The sequence below is a fragment of the Nonomuraea sp. B1E8 genome, assembly GCF_039871515.1.
In the GTDB taxonomy this organism is placed as follows: domain Bacteria; phylum Actinomycetota; class Actinomycetes; order Streptosporangiales; family Streptosporangiaceae; genus Nonomuraea.
Window position 1 is genome coordinate 319001 of the sequence record NZ_JBDPLS010000007.1, and the last position, 16713, is coordinate 335713.

The following is a 16713-nucleotide window of genomic DNA, read 5'->3' on the forward strand; positions in this document are numbered from 1 at the left end:
GCGCGAGCCCGGGGTGCCGAGAGAGGCGAGACCATTGTCGGAAGAGACGCGGATGCGCGGGGGGCAGAGCCTGGCCGAGGCGCTGGAGGCCTGCCTCGTCGAGTGGTCGGAGCGCACGGGGATCGAGGTCGAGACCTGGGCGCTGCCCGCCACGGACGTGCCGTCGCGCGTGACACGCGGCGTCATGGCCGCGATGGGCGAAGCGCTGTCGAACGTCGAGCGTCACAGCCGGGCCAAGACCGTCTCCATCGCTGTCACCGCGGGCCGGAGCGGGCTGCGCATGACGGTCAGCGACAACGGCATGGGTGATCCCGCGCCGCTGGCGGGGCGCGGGATCGCCAGGATGCGGGCGGCCTTCGCGGAGATCGGCGGAAGCCTGTCGGTCAACAGCGTGCCCGGAGAGGGCACCACGGTGACCGGGGTGGTGCCCATGCGGCGGTGACGGTGCCTCGGAGCGCGGTCAGGGCAGGGTGAGGATCTCGCTGCCCGTGTCGGTGACGACGATCGTGTGCTCGAACTGGGCCGTGCGCTTGCGATCCTTCGTGACCGCGGTCCACTTGTCGGGCCAGATGTCGTAGTCGATGGTCCCCAGCGTCAGCATCGGCTCGATCGTGAACGTCATCCCGGGCACCAGCTCCACCCGCAGCGACGGGTCGTCGTAGTGGGGGACCATGAGGCCGGAGTGGAAGCTCGTGCCGATGCCGTGGCCGGTGAAGTCGCGCACGACGCCATAGCCGAACCGCTTGGCGTACGCCTCGATGACGCGGCCCACGACGTTGAGCTGCCGCCCCGGCGCGACCGCCTTGATCGCGCGCATCATCGCCTCGCGCGTGCGCTCCACCAGCAGCCGCGACTCCTCGTCGACCTCGCCCACGAGGTAGGTGGCGTCGGTGTCGCCGTGGACGCCGCCGATGTAGGCGGTGATGTCGACGTTGACGATGTCGCCGTCGCGCAGCACGGTGTCGTCGGGGATGCCGTGGCAGATCACCTCGTTGATCGACGTGCACAGCGACTTGGGATAGCCCTTGTAGCCGAGCGTGCTCGGATAGGCGCCGTGGTCGATGAGGAACTCGTGGCCGATCCTGTCGAGCTCGTCGGTCGTGACGCCCGGCCGGACGTTGTTGCCGACCTCTTCGAGTGCCTGGGCGGCGATCCTGCCCGCCACCCGCATGCGCTCGATCATCTCGGGGGTCTTCACGTCGGACTCGCCGGTGGTGGGGCGCTTCTTGCCGACGTACTCCGGCCGCTCGATGTGGGCGGGGACCTTTCGCATGGGCGAAACTCGCCCTGGCTGGAGCAGTGTCGTCATGAAACATGAGTCTACGGGGCAGAATTGACCCCGTGAGCGAAGGCCAGTGGTGGTTCTGCCTCAAGCACATGAGGGTCGAGCCCGACAAGGGGTGCCCCAACAAGGACCGGATGGGGCCCTACGCGTCCGAGCAGGAGGCCGCCGGGGCGCTGCAGCGCGCCGCCGACCGCAACAAGGCATGGGATGAGGCCGAGGAGGACGACGACGATTAGGGCACGACCGCGTAGGCCCTGACGGGAAACGTGCCGAGGCCGGCGACCATCGGTGGCGCGGCGTGGAAACGGAAACCCTCCTCGGGCAGCGCGTCCAGCCCTGTCAGGTGCTCCACGATGGGAATCCCCGCGCGCAGCAAGATCGAGTGGGCGGGGCGTTCGCCGTGCGGCGGGGTGTCGTCGATGTTGAGCGAGTCGATCCCGACCAGCGCCGGGCCCTGCTCCGCCAGCCAGGCCGCCGACTCGGGGGCGAGGTGCGGGTGGCCGTGCACGTAGGCGTCGGTGCCGAAGTGGCGGTCCCATCCCGTGTGGATCAGCACGGCCCGGCCGCGTACGTCGAGTGCCCGGTCCAGGGCCACCGCGCGCTGCCCACCGGCCCGGATCACCAGGCCGGGGAGGTCGGCCAGTTTCGTCAGCGGCACCTGCGCGAGGTCGTCGCCGCCGGCGTAGCGGTGGTGCGGGGTGTCCACGTAGGTGCCGGTGTTGGCGGCCAGCGTGATCACGCCGATGTGGAACTCCGTGCCCGGCGCGTACATGCCGCGTGACTCCTCCCGGCTCAGGTGCACCCCGAGTTTCGGTGCGGGGACGCCGGGATAGGTGGTCATCCCCTCGACGATGCGGTGGCTGAGCTCGACGATCACGCGGAGCCTCCTAGTCGGTCACCTGAGGGCCGCTGACCTTCTCCAGCAGCCGGGCCAGGCGTTCGCGCAGCCCAGGGCGCCGCTCCACCTCGCCGGCCGCCGCGCTCACGAGGTGCTGCGCGCCGTCGAACGACACCAGCCCGCCGCGCGGCACCGCGATCGCGTCATGGGCGAGGCCGGTCAGCTCGGCGTCGCCGCCCTCGATCGCCAGGATCGTCGCGCCCGTGCGCCGTGCGTCGTCGACGCGTTCGAGCAGCGGGACCGGGGCCTGCTCCTCGGCCAGCACGAACAACGTCTCGCCCCGGGCCGCCCGCTCCAGGCGGTCGAGGCCGACGCGCAGGTGGGGGGGAGCGTCGGCCGGCGGTGTCCAGCGCACCAGGGTGGGTGCGAGCTGCGTCAGCCCGGAGTATCTGGCCTCGTCGCTGAGATGCGCGGTCAGGTGCCAGGGCTCGTCGTCGGGAGGGCCGACCAGCAGCAGGCCGCCGGGCGAGCGGGTGGCGCGCAGGGCGAGCCCCAGCTCGCGCGCGCGGTCGATCCAGCCGGTGTCGGCCAGGAGCTCGCGCAGGAGTGCCACTGATCCTGAGTCCATGCATCCATGGTGCCTGACGTCGTACTTCCGGGGTGGCTGATTCGGGAGTGGCGTACGGACACGAGGTGGATCTACCGGTCAAATCGGGCCTTGACAGGGGGTTACCTGCGAGTAACGATCGGGCTCGCGGCGCCGCCGTCCCCGAGTGTGTGAACCTCAAGGAGAGGGGCGGCACATGACCTTTCGTGTCCGCGTCAGCATGTCAGTGATCCTGTTATCGATCATGTCCCTCATCGCCACCCCCGCCCGCGCCGCGACCGCCGGCGACGTGGTCTCGGCCCAGCCCGCCACCGTCTACCTGCTGCCCGGCAGGCTGCTCGAGGTGCCGGTCAACGCCTGGCACATCCTCTACCACTCCACCTCCGCCACCGGCTCGCTCAACACGGTCTCCGGCACGCTGCTCGTGCCGAAGGGCCGCTACCCGTTCGGCACACGCCCGATCGTCGGGTACGCCGTCGGCACCCACGGGCTCGGCGACCAGTGCGCCCCCTCCGCCGCCATGAGCCAGGGCCGGGAGGCCGAGCTCGCGCTGGTGAGCCTGTTCCTGCTCAAGGGGTTCGCGGTGGCGATGACCGACTACGAAGGGCTCGGCACGCCCGGGCCGCACACGTACATGGCCGGGATCTCGCAGGGGCACGCCGTGCTCGACTCGATCAGGGCGGCCACCCGCGTCCCCGGCTCCGGGCTGTCGAGCCGGGCGCCCGTCGCCGTCATGGGCTACTCCCAGGGCGGCGCGTCCGCCGGCTGGGCCGCCCAGCTGCAGCCCGCGTACGCGCCCGAGCTGCGGCTCAAGGGCGTCGCGGCCGGCGGCGTCCCCGCCGACCTGCACGCCGTGGCGAACCACCTCGACGGCGGCGACGACTTCGGGCTGGCCGCGGCCGCCGGTGTGGGGCTCGACGCCGCCTACCCCGAGCTCGGCCTCGACGCCGACCTCAACGACCGGGGCCGCGCGCTGCTCGCCGACGCCGCCGACGACTGCGTGGGCGAGCTGGACAGGCTGGCCGGGCTCCGTTTCTCCGACCTGAGCCCGATCGACCTGCTCGGCCAGCCCAAGTGGCAGGCGCGCCTGGCGGAGAACCGGCTCGGGTCCGCGGCCCCGCAGGTGCCGATGTTCCTGTACCACGGCACCGGGGACGAGATCATCCCGCTCTCGGTGGGATCGACGCTGCGCTCGGCGTACTGCCGGGCCGGGGTGACCGTGCGCTGGGTTGCGCTGCCCGCGCCCGACCACGTCACCGGGGCCATCGAGGGCGGGCCGCTGGCCATCGAGTGGCTGGCGCTGCGGATGTACGGGCTGCCCGCGTCCGGCAACTGCTGACCCGCCGGGCGCGCGCTCACCGGACCGGGCTCACCGGGCTCACCGGGCGCGCCCGGTGAGCCCGCCGGGTTCGCCGGTGCTCCTTCTCGCCGGGCACGTTCGCGGCGGGCCCGGCTGCCGGTCCGGCGGGGTGGAACTGGCATGATCTGGCTATGACTGACGTTAACGGGCTTTCCATCGGCATCCTCGGCGGCACCGGCGACCAGGGCAAAGGGCTGGCGCGGCGGTTCGCGCTGGCGGGGCATCCGGTGCTGATCGGGTCGCGCAGCGCCCAGCGGGCACAGGAGGCGGCCGGCTCCATCGGAGCGGGTGCGACGGGCGACGAGAACGCCGCCGTCGCCTCCCGGGCGGACCTCGTGATCGTCGCGGTGCCGTACGACGGGCACAAGGCGCTGCTGGAGTCCCTGCGCGCCGAGCTGGCAGGCAAGATCGTGGTCGACTGCGTCAATCCGCTCGGGTTCGACAAGCAGGGGGCGTACGCGCTGCCCGTCGAGGAGGGCAGCGCGGCGCAGCAGGCCGCCGCGGTGCTGCCCGACAGCCGGGTGGTGGCGGCCTTCCACCACGTGTCGGCCGTCGTGCTGATGGACCCGTCGGTGGAGAAGGTGGACCTCGACGTGCTGGTGCTGGGCGACGACCGCGAGGCCACCAGCACGGTGCAGGCCCTGGCCGAGGCCATCCCGGGAGTGCGGGGCGTCTATGGTGGACGGCTGCGCAACGCCCACCAGGTGGAGGCGCTGACCGCCAACATCATCTCAATCAACCGCCGCTACAAGGCACACGCCGGACTGCGCATCACCGACATCTGACCCGAGTGAGGCACCCGGCTCACAACCAGCCGGCGTCCTCGGCGATGCGGATGGCGTCGATCTTGTTGCGGGCGCCCGTCTTGGTGACGGCTCCGGTCAGATAGTTGCGTACGGTGCCGGGCGACAGGTGCAGGCGCGCGGCGATGTCCTCGGCCGACGCGCCCCCGGCCGCCTCCCTGAGCACGGTCGACTCCCGGGGCGTCAGCGGGCTCTCCCCGTGCTCCATGGCCGAGGCGACGAGCTCGGGGTCCAGCACGCGCAGGCCGGAGGCCGTACGCCTGACGGCGTCGGAGAGTCGGTCGCCGGGCGCGTCCTTGACCAGGAACGCCTCGATGCCGGCGGCCAGCGCCCTGCGCAGGTGGCCGGGTTGGCCCATCGCGGTGAGCACGAGGATCCGGCACGACGGCAGGCGCTCGCGCAGCTCGGCGGCGGCGGTGATGCCGTCGACGACCGGCAGGTCGATGTCCACGACGGCGACGTCGGGGCGGATCTCCATGGCCCTGGGCACGATCTCGTCGCCGCGGGTGACCTCCGCGACCACGTCGATGTCGGACTCGAGGCGGAGCAGGGCGGTGAGGGCGGCGCGGATCATGTGCATGTCCTCGGCCAGCAGCACTCTGATCACGTCGTCACCTCCACGGCCAGCAGGAAACCTCCCGCGCCCGTCGGGGCGGCGGCGCAGGAGCCGCCGGCCTGCGCGGCCCGCTCCGCCAGGCCCGTGAGCCCGCCGCCGGCCGTTAGCGAGCCGGTGAGCGCGCCGTCGTTCGCCACCTCGAGACGGAGTGTCGTGCCGTGCAGCGACGTCGTGATCGTGCAGGTCGTGGCCCGGCTGTGGCGCAGGACGTTGGTGACCCCTTCGCGCACCGCCCACGCCAGCGCCTCCTCGGACCGCCGGGGGAGCGGCACGTCGGCCAGGTGCGCCTGCGCGTCCACCCCGGACGACTCCAGCAGCGCCACCGCCCTGTCGACCTCGCCGGTCAGCGACAGCGCCCGGTAGCCCTTGGCCACCTGCCGTACGTCCTTGGCCGCCTCCCTGGCCACCAGAACCAGCTCGCCCACCTCCGAGCGGGCCTGGCCGGGATCGCCGTCCATGAGGCGGGCGGCCAGGTCGCCCTTGAGCGCGATCGCGGTGAGGCTGCGGCCGAGCCCGTCGTGCAGGTCGCGGGAGATACGCAGGCGTTCCCTCATCACCGCGGCCTCCGCCAGCTCGGCCCTGGCCTCCTCCAGCTCGGCCGTCACCCGGACGAACCGCACCAGCGCGTACGTCATCGCCCCCGTCGTCGGCACAGTGATCACGTAGAAGGCGACGATCACCGGCATCGCACCGGACAGGGACAACGCGGCACCCTCGTAGACCATCATGAGCCCCACCAGCGCGCCGCCCCAGCGCAGCGGCAGGTACACCAGCAGGGTCCCGGCCAGCAGCGGGGCCGCCACGGCCGACCAGCCGCCCGGCAGCAGCTCCGGCAGGTAGGTCGCGACCACCTGGAGCACGAGCGTGGCAGGGAAGAGGGGCGGGCGCGCATCGCGCAGCGCCGCCCGCATGTTGAGGGAGTAGGTGGTGATGACGGCGCTGATCGCCATGGCGGCCAGCACGCCGTAGACAGCACCGTGCTGGAAGTAGAGCAGCGCGATCACCGTGTAGGCGCATGAGACGCCGACGATCAGCCCGGTCGCGAGCCGCCTGGCGGTTGACGAGATCACGGTGACGATTATGACCTGCGGGGTTCCCAGCGGAACCACAGCCGGATCGCGGCCAGCCCGGCCAGCGTCCATCCGGCCAGGATCAGCAGGGGGACGACGAGCTCGCCGGTCCTGACGGCGTCGACGACGGCCGTGGTCGGCAGCAGGTCGAGCACGGGAGGCAGCCACGAAGGCAGCGGGATGGGGCCCATCGCGCCCGCGGAGACGCCCGCCACCAGGAACACCGGCGTGGTGAACGCCGCTGCCAGCTCCGCGCGCGGGACGGCGGCCGTGTACGCGGCGCCGAGCAGGGACAACACGGCCGAGCCTGCGATCACGACGGCGGCGAACGCGACGGGGTCGGCCGGCAGCGGAACATCCGCCACGAGGTGCACGGTCAGCGTGCACGACACAATCACGATCACGGTCTGGGTCGCCGTGCCGGCGATCTGGCCGGTGAGGATCTGCGCGTCGGTCAGCCGGCTCGCCCGCAGCCGTTTCAGCACGAGCTGGTCGCGGCGGCCGGCCAGGACGACGGTGACGTTCATGAACGCGGTGATCGCCAGCAGCAGCGCGAGCGCGCCCTGGAAGATGTGGGTGGCCGCGGCGACGTCGGTCACGTTCCGCATGAGGGCGGGCATCCCGACGGCCAGCCCGACGGGGGTGACCACAGAGGCGAACACCATGGACTTGTCCCGCCAGAACAGGCGGGTGGCGAGGCGGTAGGTGGCGGCCATGTTCCTCGGGTTGGTCCTCGGGCTGACCATCGGGCCGGTCATCGGGCCGGTCATCGGGCGCTCCTGGACAGGTCGAGGAAGAGGTCTTCGAGGGTGGCCGTACGGACCTCCAGGCCGGCCAGGCGCACGCCGCGCGCCGCCGCCCAGCTGAGGAGCGTCTGCGCGGCGAGATCGGGATCCTCGGCCCGGCAGACGGCGAGGTCGCCCTCCAGGGTGACCTCCAGCGGCAGGTCCGCGGGACGGACCTTGGCGGGCATCCGGAACGCCACCCGCCCGCGCCGCGCCGCGAGCGTCTCCGCCATCCCGCCGGCGGCCACGATCTCACCCTGGTCCATGACGGCGAGGGCGGAGGCCAGGCGCTGCGCCTCCTCCAGGTAGTGGGTCGTCAGCAGGACCGTGGTGCCCTGCCCGGCCAGGTCGCGGACCACCTCCCAGGTCCTCGACCGCGCCTCGGGGTCCATGCCGGTCGTCGGCTCGTCGAGGAACAGCACGTCAGGGCGGCCCAGCAGGGCGAGCGCGAGGTCGAGCCTGCGCTTCTCGCCGCCGGACAACTGGCGCACCCGCGTGCCCGACCGGCCCTCCAGCCCGGCCAGCTCCAGCGCCTCGTCGCGCGGGCGCGGCGCGGCGGTGAAGTCGCGCCAGATGTCGAGGGTCTGGGCGACCGTCAGCTCAGGGAAGAACCCGGCCTCCTGCAACATGATCCCGACGCGCTGACGCAGGGCCGCCCTGTCGGACCAGGGGTCGAGGCCGAGCACCCGCACGGTGCCGCTGCCGGCGCGCTGGAAACCGGCGAGCACCTCGACCGTCGTGGTCTTGCCCGCGCCGTTCCTGCCGAGCAGCGCGAAGACCGTGCCCTCGGCGACCTCGAACGAGACGTCCCTGACCGCGGGGAAACCCTGGTGGCTCTTGCTGAGCCCGCTGACTTCTATCGCTCTCATGGGTCCGACTATCGCGGGGCGCGATCGCGGACGGCAGTGAAGAATTCACGACTTCCCGGACAGCTTGAGCAGCGCGTCGGTGACACCCTCCGGATCGATCACCTGGTGCAGGTGCTGACCGGGCAGCCGGGTCACGGGCCAGCCGCGCCGCGCGGCCTCCTCGGCGATCGTGTCGTACGGCGGGCCGTACCACAACATCGAGCACCTGACGTCGTCCCACCCGGCGGGCACCGGCAGGGACTGCGTGTAGTAGTCGAGCGGCAACCGGGGCTGCTCGGCCGCCACCCGCACGCGCGTCGCGGGGTCGGGCAGCAGGGCCACGACGTCCTCCTCGTCCCACCAGTCGGTCCAGCGCGGCAACATGCCGTCGGGGCCCGCCAGATCGCGCAGGAACGGCAGGAACCCGTCGTCGGCGACCTTGACCGGCCCTTCGCGCGGCGGGAGGTGCGCGTCGGCGAACACGCAGGCCACCACCCGCCCGTCGAGACCCTCCTTGATCAAGGGGAGGAAGAGCCCGGCGTTGCTGTGCCCGGCGAGCACCACGCGGGTGCCGGGGGTGGCCGCGCGCACCGTCTCCACCAAGCGCGGCCAGTAGGGCGCCTCTCCCGCGGTCACGCCGGTCAGGTCGGGCACCACCGCCGCGTGCCCGCGGCGTTCCAGCGACTCGGCCACGGGAGCCCACGTCGAGGGCCCGACGGAGGGGCTGTGCACGAGTACGAAGGTCGAATCCATAACCACACTCTGTCAGACGACCAGCGTCCGGCGGGAGACCGATTTGTCCGTTCCGTCGTAGACGGCCCAGGCCGCGGCCAGGTTGTTCACCGCCTGCGAAAGCTCGTCCTCGGGGAGCAGGAAGTGCAGCCGCATGTGGCCGCCGTGCCCGCCCGCGGGGTCGAACGACCGGCCGGGCGCCACCGCGACCCCGTGACGGAGCGCGACCTGGGCGAACGAGCCGGCGTCGCCGCGCGGGATGCCGACCCAGAGGGTCTGGCCGCCGAGCGCGGGCGCGATCGACCACGACGGCAGGCGCTCGCGCAGCCCGGCGCAGAGGTGGTCGTGCAGCCGGCGGGACGTGCTCACCCGCGCGGCCCGTACCTCGTCGAGGCGGCGGAGCAGGGCGACGGCGGCGAGCTGGCTGACGACCTCGCCGCCGAGGTCGCGCACGGCCCGCAGCCTGGCAAGCCGCGCCACGAGCGGCGCCGCCGCGCGGATCCAGCCCACACGCAGCCCGCCCCAGACCAGCTTGCTCAGGGAGCCGACCGTGATGATCTGCTCACCCCGGCCGTACGCCGCCAGCGGTGGCGGCGTCTCGCCCGAGAAGCACAGCTCGGCGCGGACCTCGTCGTCGATCAGCGGCACGTCGTGCTCCGCGGCCAGCGCGGCCAGCCGCCTGCGCGCCGGACAATCCATGACGGCGCCGTCCGGGTTGCGGGCCGTGGGAACGAAGTACGCCAGCGCGGGACGCTCGCGCATGGCCGCGTCCGCCTGCTCCGCCGTCACCGGCCTGATGGCCGCGGCCGCGTGCCGGAAGACCTCCAGAGCGCCCGGGTACGTGGGCGTCTCGGCCAGCACGGTGTCCCCGGGGGTCAGCAGCAGCCCGGCGAGCAGGGTGAGCGCCTGCTGCGCGCCCGTCGTCACGATGATCTCCTCGGGCGTCGTCGGCACGCCGCGCCCGGTGTAGTAGGCGGCCAGCGCCTGCCGCAGGGCGGGTTCCCCGGCCGGCCGGTACCCCATGGAGCGGGTGCCCGCCAGCCGCGCCCCGGCCTCGGCGTACGCCTCGAACATCGCCTCCGGCGGGTCGGCCGGGGCGGCGCACATGAGCTGCTGCACGCTGTCCGGCGGGTGCAGGAGGTGCAGCAGCAGCGGGTTGGCCGCCACTCCGTCAGCCGAGCGCGTCGCGGGCAGGTCGAGCGCGGCCACGCGGGTGCCGCTGCCCCGCCGGCGTACGACGAGCCCTTCCTGCTGCAGCAGGTCGTACGCCGCCACCACCGTGCCCCGGCCCACCGCCAGCCGCCTGGCGAGCACGCGGTCCGGCGGGAGCGGCTCGTCGGGCGGTACGACGCCGTCGTCGATCAGCTCCCGCAGCCGGGTGGCGAGCAGCAGGTACAGCGGCCCGCGCCCCGACGCCCAGCGGCCCAGCAGGTCGACGAGGTCATCATGATTGGCCCCATCCATGGACCAATTCTGAGGCATTGGCTCTCACTGTGAGTCCCGTTTGTGGGCGATCCTTAGCCTATGAGCGAATTCCGACCTGAAACGCGGGCCGTGCACCCGCCGCGGCCGGCCGTCGAGGGCAGCCGTCCGATCAGCGTTCCCATCTATCAGACCTCGGGGTTCGTGTTCGACGACCCCGCCGTGATGGCCGCGTCGATGGGCCGCCCCGACGGCGCGTTCGTCTACGGGCGCAACACCAATCCCACCGTCCGCTCCCTCGAACTGGCCGTCTCCGGGCTCGAAGGCGGCGCCGGAGCCGTGGCCACCGGATCGGGCATGGGTGCGATCAACACCGTCCTGCTCGGCCTGCTCAAGCCCGGCGACCACATGGTGGCCCAACGATCTCTCTACGGGGGGACCGCCGCCATGCTCAACGAGCTGACGGGCAGGTTCGGGATCGCGGTCACGTACGTGCCGGAGAACGACCCCGCCGCCCTGCGCGCCGCCGTGCGGCCCGAGACCAGGCTCGTCTACCTGGAGACGATCAGCAACCCGATGACCCTCGTGGCCGACCTGCCCGGGATGTGCGCGGCCGCGCGCGAGCTGGGCATCCTGTCCGTGGTCGACAACACGTTCGCCACGGCCATGCTCTGCCGGCCGATCGAGCACGGGGCGGACGTCGTGGTCCACTCCACGACCAAATATCTGTCGGGGCACACCGACGTGGTCGGCGGGCTCGCCGTCTTCGCCGACGCGGCACTCTACGAGAAGGTGTGGCACTTCTCCGTCGAGCTCGGGGCCTCGGCCGACCCGTTCGCGGCCTGGCTGACGCTGCGCGGGCTCCAGACGCTGGGGCTGCGCATGGAACGCCACTGCTCCAACGCCCACCACCTGGCGGTCCGGCTCGCCGAGCACCCCGCCGTGACGGCCGTGCACTGGCCGGGGCTCGCCTCGCACCCTTCGTACGAGCTGGCGGGCAAGCTGCTGCCGGGGTTCGGCGGGGTGTTCGCGTTCGACCTGGCCGGCGGGCGGGCGGCCGGGGAGAAGTTCATGAGCTCCGTACGCCTGGCGCTGCTCGCCCCCTCGCTGGGCGGCGTCGAGACGCTCATCCTGCACCCCGCCACCACCTCACACCGGTTGCTCAGCCCGGAGGAACTGGCGCGCAGCGGCATCGGCGAGGGCACGGTGCGCATCGCGGTGGGCATCGAGCACCCCGAGGACCTGTGGTCCGACATCGCCCAGGCGTTGGCATAGGGTCGGGTTCTGCGATCAGATCCGCAACGACGAACAAGAGGACAACGTGACCACCGTCGCCCATGAGCACGTGCTGGCCGCCGCCAGGAGGATCGACGGCCTCGCGCTCCGCACCCCGGTGCTCGAGATCTCGCCCGGGCTGTTCTTCAAGCTCGAACTGCTCCAGCACTCGGGGTCCTTCAAGGTACGCGGGGCGTTCAACCGCATCCTGTCGGCGGGCGAACTGCCCGCGGGCGGCGTGATCGCGGCCAGCGGCGGCAACCACGGGCTGGCGGTGGCGTACGCGGCGCGAGAGCTGGGCGTGCGGGCCGAGATCTTCGTCCCCGAGGTGACCAGTCCGGTGAAGGTGGCGGGGCTCGAGGCGCTGGGCGCGCACATCACGCAGACCGGCGCCATCTATGCCGAAGCCGCCGAGGCCGCCGCCAAACGCGCCGCCGAGACCGGCGCGCTGGCGGTGCACGCCTACGACCAGCCCGAGGTGATCGCCGGGCAGGGCACCACCGGGCTGGAGATCGTGGAACAGACCGGTGGCGTGGACACGGTGGTGGTGGCCGTCGGCGGCGGCGGCTTCGCCGGCGGCGTCACGCTGGGCACCGCGAGCACGGCGGGCGTCTCCGGGGCGGGACCGCGGATCGTCGCCGTGGAACCCGAGCGGATCCCGACCCTGCGGGCGGCGCTGCAGGCGGGCCGGCCGGTGCCCGTCGAGGTGAGCGGCGTGGGGGCCGACGCGCTGGGCGCCAGCAAGATCGGCGGTCTGGCCTTCGAGATCCTCTCCGGGCCCAGGGTGGAGAGCGCGCTCGTGACCGACGAGGCGATCGTGGCCGCCCGTCGCACCCTCTGGCAGCGGCACCGGATCGCGGCCGAGCCCGCCGGCGCGGCCGCGTACGCGGCGCTCCTGTCAGGCGTCTACACGCCGAGCCCGGGGGAGCGGGTGGCGGTCGTCGTCTGCGGCTCCAACACCGATCCCGCCACCCTGGCCGCCTGACTGCCCGTGAGCCGCGCCCGTCAGCGGTAGGTGTGCTCGGGCGCGGGGAAGGCGCCGGAGGTGACGTCGGCGGCGAAGGCGCGGACGGCGCGGTCCATCTCGGCGGCCAGATCCGCGTACTGCTTGACGAACTTGGCCGGCCGCGGCGTCAGCCCCATGAGGTCCTGCCACACCAGCACCTGCGCGTCCGTCGACGGGCCCGCTCCGATGCCGATCGTCGGGATCGCCAGCGACGTCGTGACCCGCTGCGCCAGATCGGCCGGCACGCACTCCAGCACCACCGAGAACGCTCCGGCCCCTTCCAGGTCCTTGGCGTCCGACATGAGTTCGTCCCCCGCCGGCCCGCGGCCCTGGACGCGGTAACCGCCCATGACGTTGACCGACTGCGGGGTCAGGCCCAGGTGCGCCATGACCGGAATGCCCGCCGAGACCAGCGCCTCGACCTGGGGAACGGCCCGGCGGCCGCCCTCCAGCTTGACCGCGTGCGCGCCCGCCTCCTTCACGAAGCGCGCCGCCGTCTCCAGCGCCTGCCGCGGAGAGGACTGGTACGACCCGAACGGCAGGTCGGCGACCACCAGCGCGCGCGACGAGCCGCGTACGACGGCCGCCGTGAGCGGCAGCAGGTCGTCGACCGTGACGGGGAGCGTGGAGTCGTGGCCGTAGACGACCATGGCCGCCGAGTCGCCCACCAGCAGGACGGGGATGCCCGCCGCGTCGAACACCCTCGCCGTCATCGCGTCGTAGGCGGTGACCATGGGCCACCGCTCTCCGCGCTCCTTGGCGGCGACGAGGTCGCGGACGGTGACGCGGCGTCCGGCGGCGCCGCCGTACAGCGTGGTCGAAGAGGACATGTGTCATCACTCCAGGAAGGTCTCGAGGCGCCCCAGTGGCGTCCCCGGACTCCTCCGATGATGGCACGCGCGGAAAACGAGTGGCAGAACTGTCGGTGCCTCTTGCCAGAATCGGCGCGGAGGTAGCGAACACCATGGCTCTTGACCCCTACCGGCGCCTGCTCAGGATTCCGGGTCTCCCCACGTTGCTGCTGGTGGGGCTGCTGGCGCGCATCCCGTCCACGGCGGTCGGCATGGCGCTGACCCTGCACGTCGCCACCACGCTCGACCTGGGCTTCGCCAAGGCCGGGCTGGTCACCATGGCCAGCACGATCGGCATGGCGATCGGCTCGCCCCTGGCGGGCAGGTTCGTCGACAGGCATGGGCTGCGTCCCGTGGTCGTCGTCACGACCGTGGCGCAGGCGGTGTTCTGGGCGTGCGCGTGGGCGCTGCCGTTCCCCGTCCTCGCCGTGGCGGCGGCGGTGGCGGGGCTGCTGGGGCTGCCGGTCTTCAGCGTGACCCGGCAGTGCCTGGCCGCCATGGTGCCCGAGCCCCAGCGGCGCAGCGGCTTCGCGCTCGACTCGATGCTGGTCGAGCTGTCCTACATGACCGGTCCCGCGCTCGCGGTGGCCGGCGTCACGACGCTCGGCAGCGGCCCGACGATGGCCCTCATCGGGCTCGGGGTGACGTCGGCGGGTGTGGGGCTGATCGTGCTCAACCCGCCCACCCGCTCGGCCGACGAGATGGCGGAGCAGACGGTCAAGGTGCCCAGGAGGCAGTGGGTCACGCCGGCGTTCGTGGCGCTGCTCGGCACGGTCGCGGCGGCCACGTTCGTGCTCACGGCGGCCGAGCTCGCTCTGGTCGCCACCATGGAGCACGCAGGCCAGACAGCGTGGGTCGGGCTCGCCGTGGCCATCTGGGCGGTCTACTCCCTAAGCGGCGGTTTCCTGTACGGTGGCCTGTCCCGCGGGTTCTCGCCGCTGGTCCTCATCGGAGCCATGGGCCTGCTGACCGTCCCCGTGGCGTGGGTGGGCGGCGGCTGGCACTGGCTGGTCCTGGCGTTGCTGCCCTCGGGCATGCTCTGCGCGCCGTCCCTGTCGTCCACCGTCGACGTGCTCAGCCGCTGGGTGCCCGCAGGGGCGAGGGGGGAGGCGATGGGCTTCCACGGCACCGCGCTGCTGGTGGGTGGTGCCGTCTCGGCGCCGATCGCGGGGGCCGTCATCGACGGTACGGGCCCGGCGTGGGCGTTCGCCGTGGCCGGCCTGGTGGGGGTGGCCACGGTGGTGATCGCCCTCCCGTTCTGGCGCCGCCGCCCGATGGCATCCACCGCGCCGATCCGGCCCGCTACGCCGCGGCCGGAGGGCGCTTCCACGGCGCCGGCGGCGACGATCGCCACGGCGCCGGCCCAGACGGTTGCCACGGCACCGGTGGAGCAGGTGGCCGTGGTGCCGGTGGAGGGGACGTCCGGCGTGTAAGGACAGAAGGTCGTCCGGGTGCTGGAGAAGGACACCTCCCTTGCGCCGGCAGGACGCCCGTGTCGCCCCGTGTGAGGGGTGGACGGCCGAGTGGTGGGGGCGGCGGCAGTGATCCCGCTGGTTCACGGAGTTCACTCACGATTTACGAAACGAGACCGTTGCGTATCGGAATGCATTGCGCTACGGTGTCGTTGCGAAACTTGAACGTATCGAAATTAAGGACCTTGTCATGGACCCGAAAACGGGGCATCCACGCCGATGGGCGATCCTCGGCGTGCTGGTGTTCAGCCTGCTGGCCGTCGTGCTGGACAACACGATCCTCAACGTCGCGATGAAGACCATCGCCGACGAGACGGTGGGCCTGGGGGCGACGCAGAGCGAGCTCGAATGGGCGATCAACTCCTACACGCTGGTGTTCGCCGGGTTGTTGTTCACGTTCGGCGTGATCGGCGACCGAACAGGGCGCAAGCGCATGTTGTTCATCGGCATGGTGTTGTTCGGGCTGTCCTCGCTGGCCAGCGCCTATGCCCAGGATCCGACGCAGCTGATCCTGGCGAGGGCGGCGATGGGCATCGGCGGCGCGGCCATCATGCCGGCCACGCTGGCGATCATCTCCAACGTGTTCCCGCCCGGTGAGCGTGGCAAGGCCATCGGCGTGTGGGCCGGCGGCGTCGGCCTCGCGGTGGCGATCGGCCCGATCACGGGCGGCCTGCTGATCGAGCACTTCTGGTGGGGCTCGGTGTTCCTGGTCAACGTGCCGATCGTGCTGGTCAGCCTGGTTCTGATCTCCATGGTCGTGCCCGAGTCGCGTGACCCGAAGCCGTCCAGGCTCGACCCGCTGGGCGTGGCGCTGTCGATCATCGGTCTGGTGGCCGTCGTGTACGGCATCATCCGCGGCGGCGAACTCGCCACCGTGGCCAGCGCCGAAGTGCTGGTGCCGACGCTGTTCGGCCTGGCGGTGCTCGGCGTGTTCGTGTGGTGGGAACGGCGCATCGACCACCCGGTCTTCGACGTCCGCAACTTCGCCAACGTCCGCTTCAGCTCGGCCATCGGCATGATGGGCATCGTCTTCTTCGCGATGATGGGCGGGATGTTCTTCCTGACCTTCTACCTGCAGATCGTGCTGGGGTTCACGCCGGTGCAGGCGGGGGCGCTGATGATCCCGTTCGCCGCGGCGCAGCTCATCTTCGCGCCCCTCAGCCAGCGGGTGAACGAGCGGTTCGGCGCCAAGCTGTCGGCCACGGTGAGCATGATCGTGGTGACCCTGGCGCTGGGCAGCTACGCTCTGATGGACCAGAACACGCCGATCCTGCTGATCGAGATCGTCTTCTTCGTGCAGGGTGCGGCGATGGCCAACATCATGCCGCCCGCGACCACCGCCATCATGGAATCGCTGCCGAGGGAGAAGGCCGGTGTCGGATCCGCGATGAGCAACACCGTCCGCCAGCTGGCCGGCGCGCTCGGAGTGGCGGTGCTCGGTTCGGTGTTGTCCTCCAGCTACCGGGGCGAGATGGCGCCGGTGCTGGCGGGCCTGCCCGCCGACGCCCAGCACGCCGCCGGCGAGTCGATCATGGGGACGATGGGTGTCGCCCAGGCTCTGGGAGAGCAGGGGCAGGCGCTGATCGAGCCGGCGTTCGCCGCGTTCGTCGACGGCATGCACGTCACGGCCATGGTGTCGGCGGTGGTCGGCTTGATCGGCATCGTGGTCGTGGCGAGGTGGATGCCCGGCAAGCCGCGCCCGGTGCGGCAGACGGAACAGAGGGAACCCGCTACAGTGTGAGG

Annotated in this window: 18 protein-coding genes; 8 read left to right on the forward strand and 10 right to left on the reverse strand. The window is 72.2% G+C overall.

Going from position 1 to position 16713, the window contains the following annotated elements; all coding sequences use genetic code 11:
- Positions 1-52: 52 nt before the first annotated feature.
- The gene (locus tag ABGA98_RS24560) at positions 53-442 is read left to right on the forward strand and encodes an ATP-binding protein (protein ID WP_347620737.1); all 390 of its coding nucleotides are present in this window, start codon (positions 53-55) and stop codon (positions 440-442) included.
- Positions 443-460: 18 nt separating this feature from the next.
- Here the strand turns inward: ABGA98_RS24560 and map are convergent, their stop codons facing one another.
- A complete protein-coding gene (map, locus tag ABGA98_RS24565; protein ID WP_132596428.1) occupies positions 461-1309 on the reverse strand; it encodes a type I methionyl aminopeptidase in 849 nt (282 codons plus the stop codon).
- Between the two features lie 5 nt (positions 1310-1314).
- Here map and ABGA98_RS24570 point away from each other — a divergent pair, with 5 nt between their 5' ends.
- Positions 1315-1521 carry a hypothetical protein gene (locus ABGA98_RS24570; RefSeq protein WP_347620738.1) on the forward strand — a complete coding sequence of 69 codons (207 nt, stop codon included), beginning with the start codon at positions 1315-1317 and terminating at the stop codon, positions 1519-1521.
- Here ABGA98_RS24570 and ABGA98_RS24575 read toward each other — a convergent pair.
- Together ABGA98_RS24575 and ABGA98_RS24580 are read right to left on the reverse strand one after the other, a co-directional pair.
- Positions 1518-2162, reverse strand: a complete 645-nt coding sequence (locus tag ABGA98_RS24575) for a cyclase family protein (protein WP_347620739.1) — start codon at positions 2160-2162, stop codon at positions 1518-1520. The two genes, ABGA98_RS24570 and ABGA98_RS24575, sit on opposite strands and share 4 nt — an antisense overlap.
- 10 nt (positions 2163-2172) lie before the next feature.
- The gene (locus tag ABGA98_RS24580; RefSeq protein WP_347620740.1) at positions 2173-2751 is read right to left on the reverse strand and encodes a hypothetical protein; all 579 of its coding nucleotides are present in this window, start codon (positions 2749-2751) and stop codon (positions 2173-2175) included.
- A gap of 175 nt (positions 2752-2926) precedes the next feature.
- Between ABGA98_RS24580 and ABGA98_RS24585 the strand changes: the two genes are divergently transcribed.
- A complete protein-coding gene (locus tag ABGA98_RS24585) occupies positions 2927-4069 on the forward strand; it encodes a lipase family protein (RefSeq protein WP_347620741.1) in 1143 nt (380 codons plus the stop codon).
- 152 nt (positions 4070-4221) lie between these two features.
- Entirely contained in the window at positions 4222-4875 is a 654-nt protein-coding gene (gene npdG / locus ABGA98_RS24590) for an NADPH-dependent F420 reductase (RefSeq protein ID WP_347620742.1), read from the forward strand.
- A gap of 19 nt (positions 4876-4894) precedes the next feature.
- On the opposite strand, the gene ABGA98_RS24595 is transcribed toward npdG, so the two are convergent.
- From ABGA98_RS24595 to ABGA98_RS24620, 6 genes are read right to left on the reverse strand one after another with little or no spacing between them, the layout of a single operon-like run.
- Positions 4895-5500 carry a response regulator transcription factor gene (locus ABGA98_RS24595; RefSeq protein ID WP_347620743.1) on the reverse strand — a complete coding sequence of 202 codons (606 nt, stop codon included), beginning with the start codon at positions 5498-5500 and terminating at the stop codon, positions 4895-4897.
- Positions 5497-6579 carry a histidine kinase gene (locus tag ABGA98_RS24600; RefSeq protein ID WP_347620744.1) on the reverse strand — a complete coding sequence of 361 codons (1083 nt, stop codon included), beginning with the start codon at positions 6577-6579 and terminating at the stop codon, positions 5497-5499. The genes ABGA98_RS24595 and ABGA98_RS24600 overlap by 4 nt, the downstream gene beginning before the upstream one ends.
- Positions 6580-6587: 8 nt before the next feature.
- Positions 6588-7349 (reverse strand): ABC transporter permease, encoded by a 762-nt coding sequence (locus ABGA98_RS24605; RefSeq protein WP_347620745.1) that lies wholly within the window; start codon positions 7347-7349, stop codon positions 6588-6590.
- Positions 7346-8233: an ABC transporter ATP-binding protein gene (locus ABGA98_RS24610; RefSeq protein WP_347620746.1), complete on the reverse strand. Its 888-nt coding sequence runs from the start codon at positions 8231-8233 to the stop codon at positions 7346-7348. Before ABGA98_RS24610 ends, ABGA98_RS24605 begins: the two co-directional genes overlap by 4 nt.
- A 45-nt stretch (positions 8234-8278) precedes the next feature.
- Positions 8279-8965 carry an alpha/beta hydrolase gene (locus tag ABGA98_RS24615; protein ID WP_347620747.1) on the reverse strand — a complete coding sequence of 229 codons (687 nt, stop codon included), beginning with the start codon at positions 8963-8965 and terminating at the stop codon, positions 8279-8281.
- A 12-nt stretch (positions 8966-8977) separates the two neighbouring features.
- Entirely contained in the window at positions 8978-10408 is a 1431-nt protein-coding gene (locus ABGA98_RS24620; RefSeq protein WP_347620748.1) for a PLP-dependent aminotransferase family protein, read from the reverse strand.
- A gap of 60 nt (positions 10409-10468) precedes the next feature.
- Here ABGA98_RS24620 and ABGA98_RS24625 point away from each other — a divergent pair, with 60 nt between their 5' ends.
- Together ABGA98_RS24625 and ABGA98_RS24630 are read left to right on the forward strand one after the other, a co-directional pair.
- Positions 10469-11641 carry an aminotransferase class I/II-fold pyridoxal phosphate-dependent enzyme gene (locus tag ABGA98_RS24625; protein ID WP_347620749.1) on the forward strand — a complete coding sequence of 391 codons (1173 nt, stop codon included), beginning with the start codon at positions 10469-10471 and terminating at the stop codon, positions 11639-11641.
- 46 nt (positions 11642-11687) lie between these two features.
- Positions 11688-12626 (forward strand): serine/threonine dehydratase, encoded by a 939-nt coding sequence (locus tag ABGA98_RS24630; protein WP_347620750.1) that lies wholly within the window; start codon positions 11688-11690, stop codon positions 12624-12626.
- Between the two features lie 20 nt (positions 12627-12646).
- On the opposite strand, the gene panB is transcribed toward ABGA98_RS24630, so the two are convergent.
- Entirely contained in the window at positions 12647-13477 is an 831-nt protein-coding gene (gene panB, locus ABGA98_RS24635) for a 3-methyl-2-oxobutanoate hydroxymethyltransferase (RefSeq protein ID WP_347620751.1), read from the reverse strand.
- A gap of 134 nt (positions 13478-13611) precedes the next feature.
- On the opposite strand from panB, the gene ABGA98_RS24640 reads away from it, so the two are divergent.
- Together ABGA98_RS24640 and ABGA98_RS24645 are read left to right on the forward strand one after the other, a co-directional pair.
- On the forward strand, positions 13612-14931 hold the full coding sequence (locus ABGA98_RS24640; RefSeq protein WP_347620752.1) for an MFS transporter: 1320 nt from the start codon (positions 13612-13614) through the stop codon (positions 14929-14931).
- Between the two features lie 229 nt (positions 14932-15160).
- On the forward strand, positions 15161-16711 hold the full coding sequence (locus tag ABGA98_RS24645) for an MFS transporter (protein ID WP_347620753.1): 1551 nt from the start codon (positions 15161-15163) through the stop codon (positions 16709-16711).
- Positions 16712-16713 lie beyond the last annotated feature (2 nt).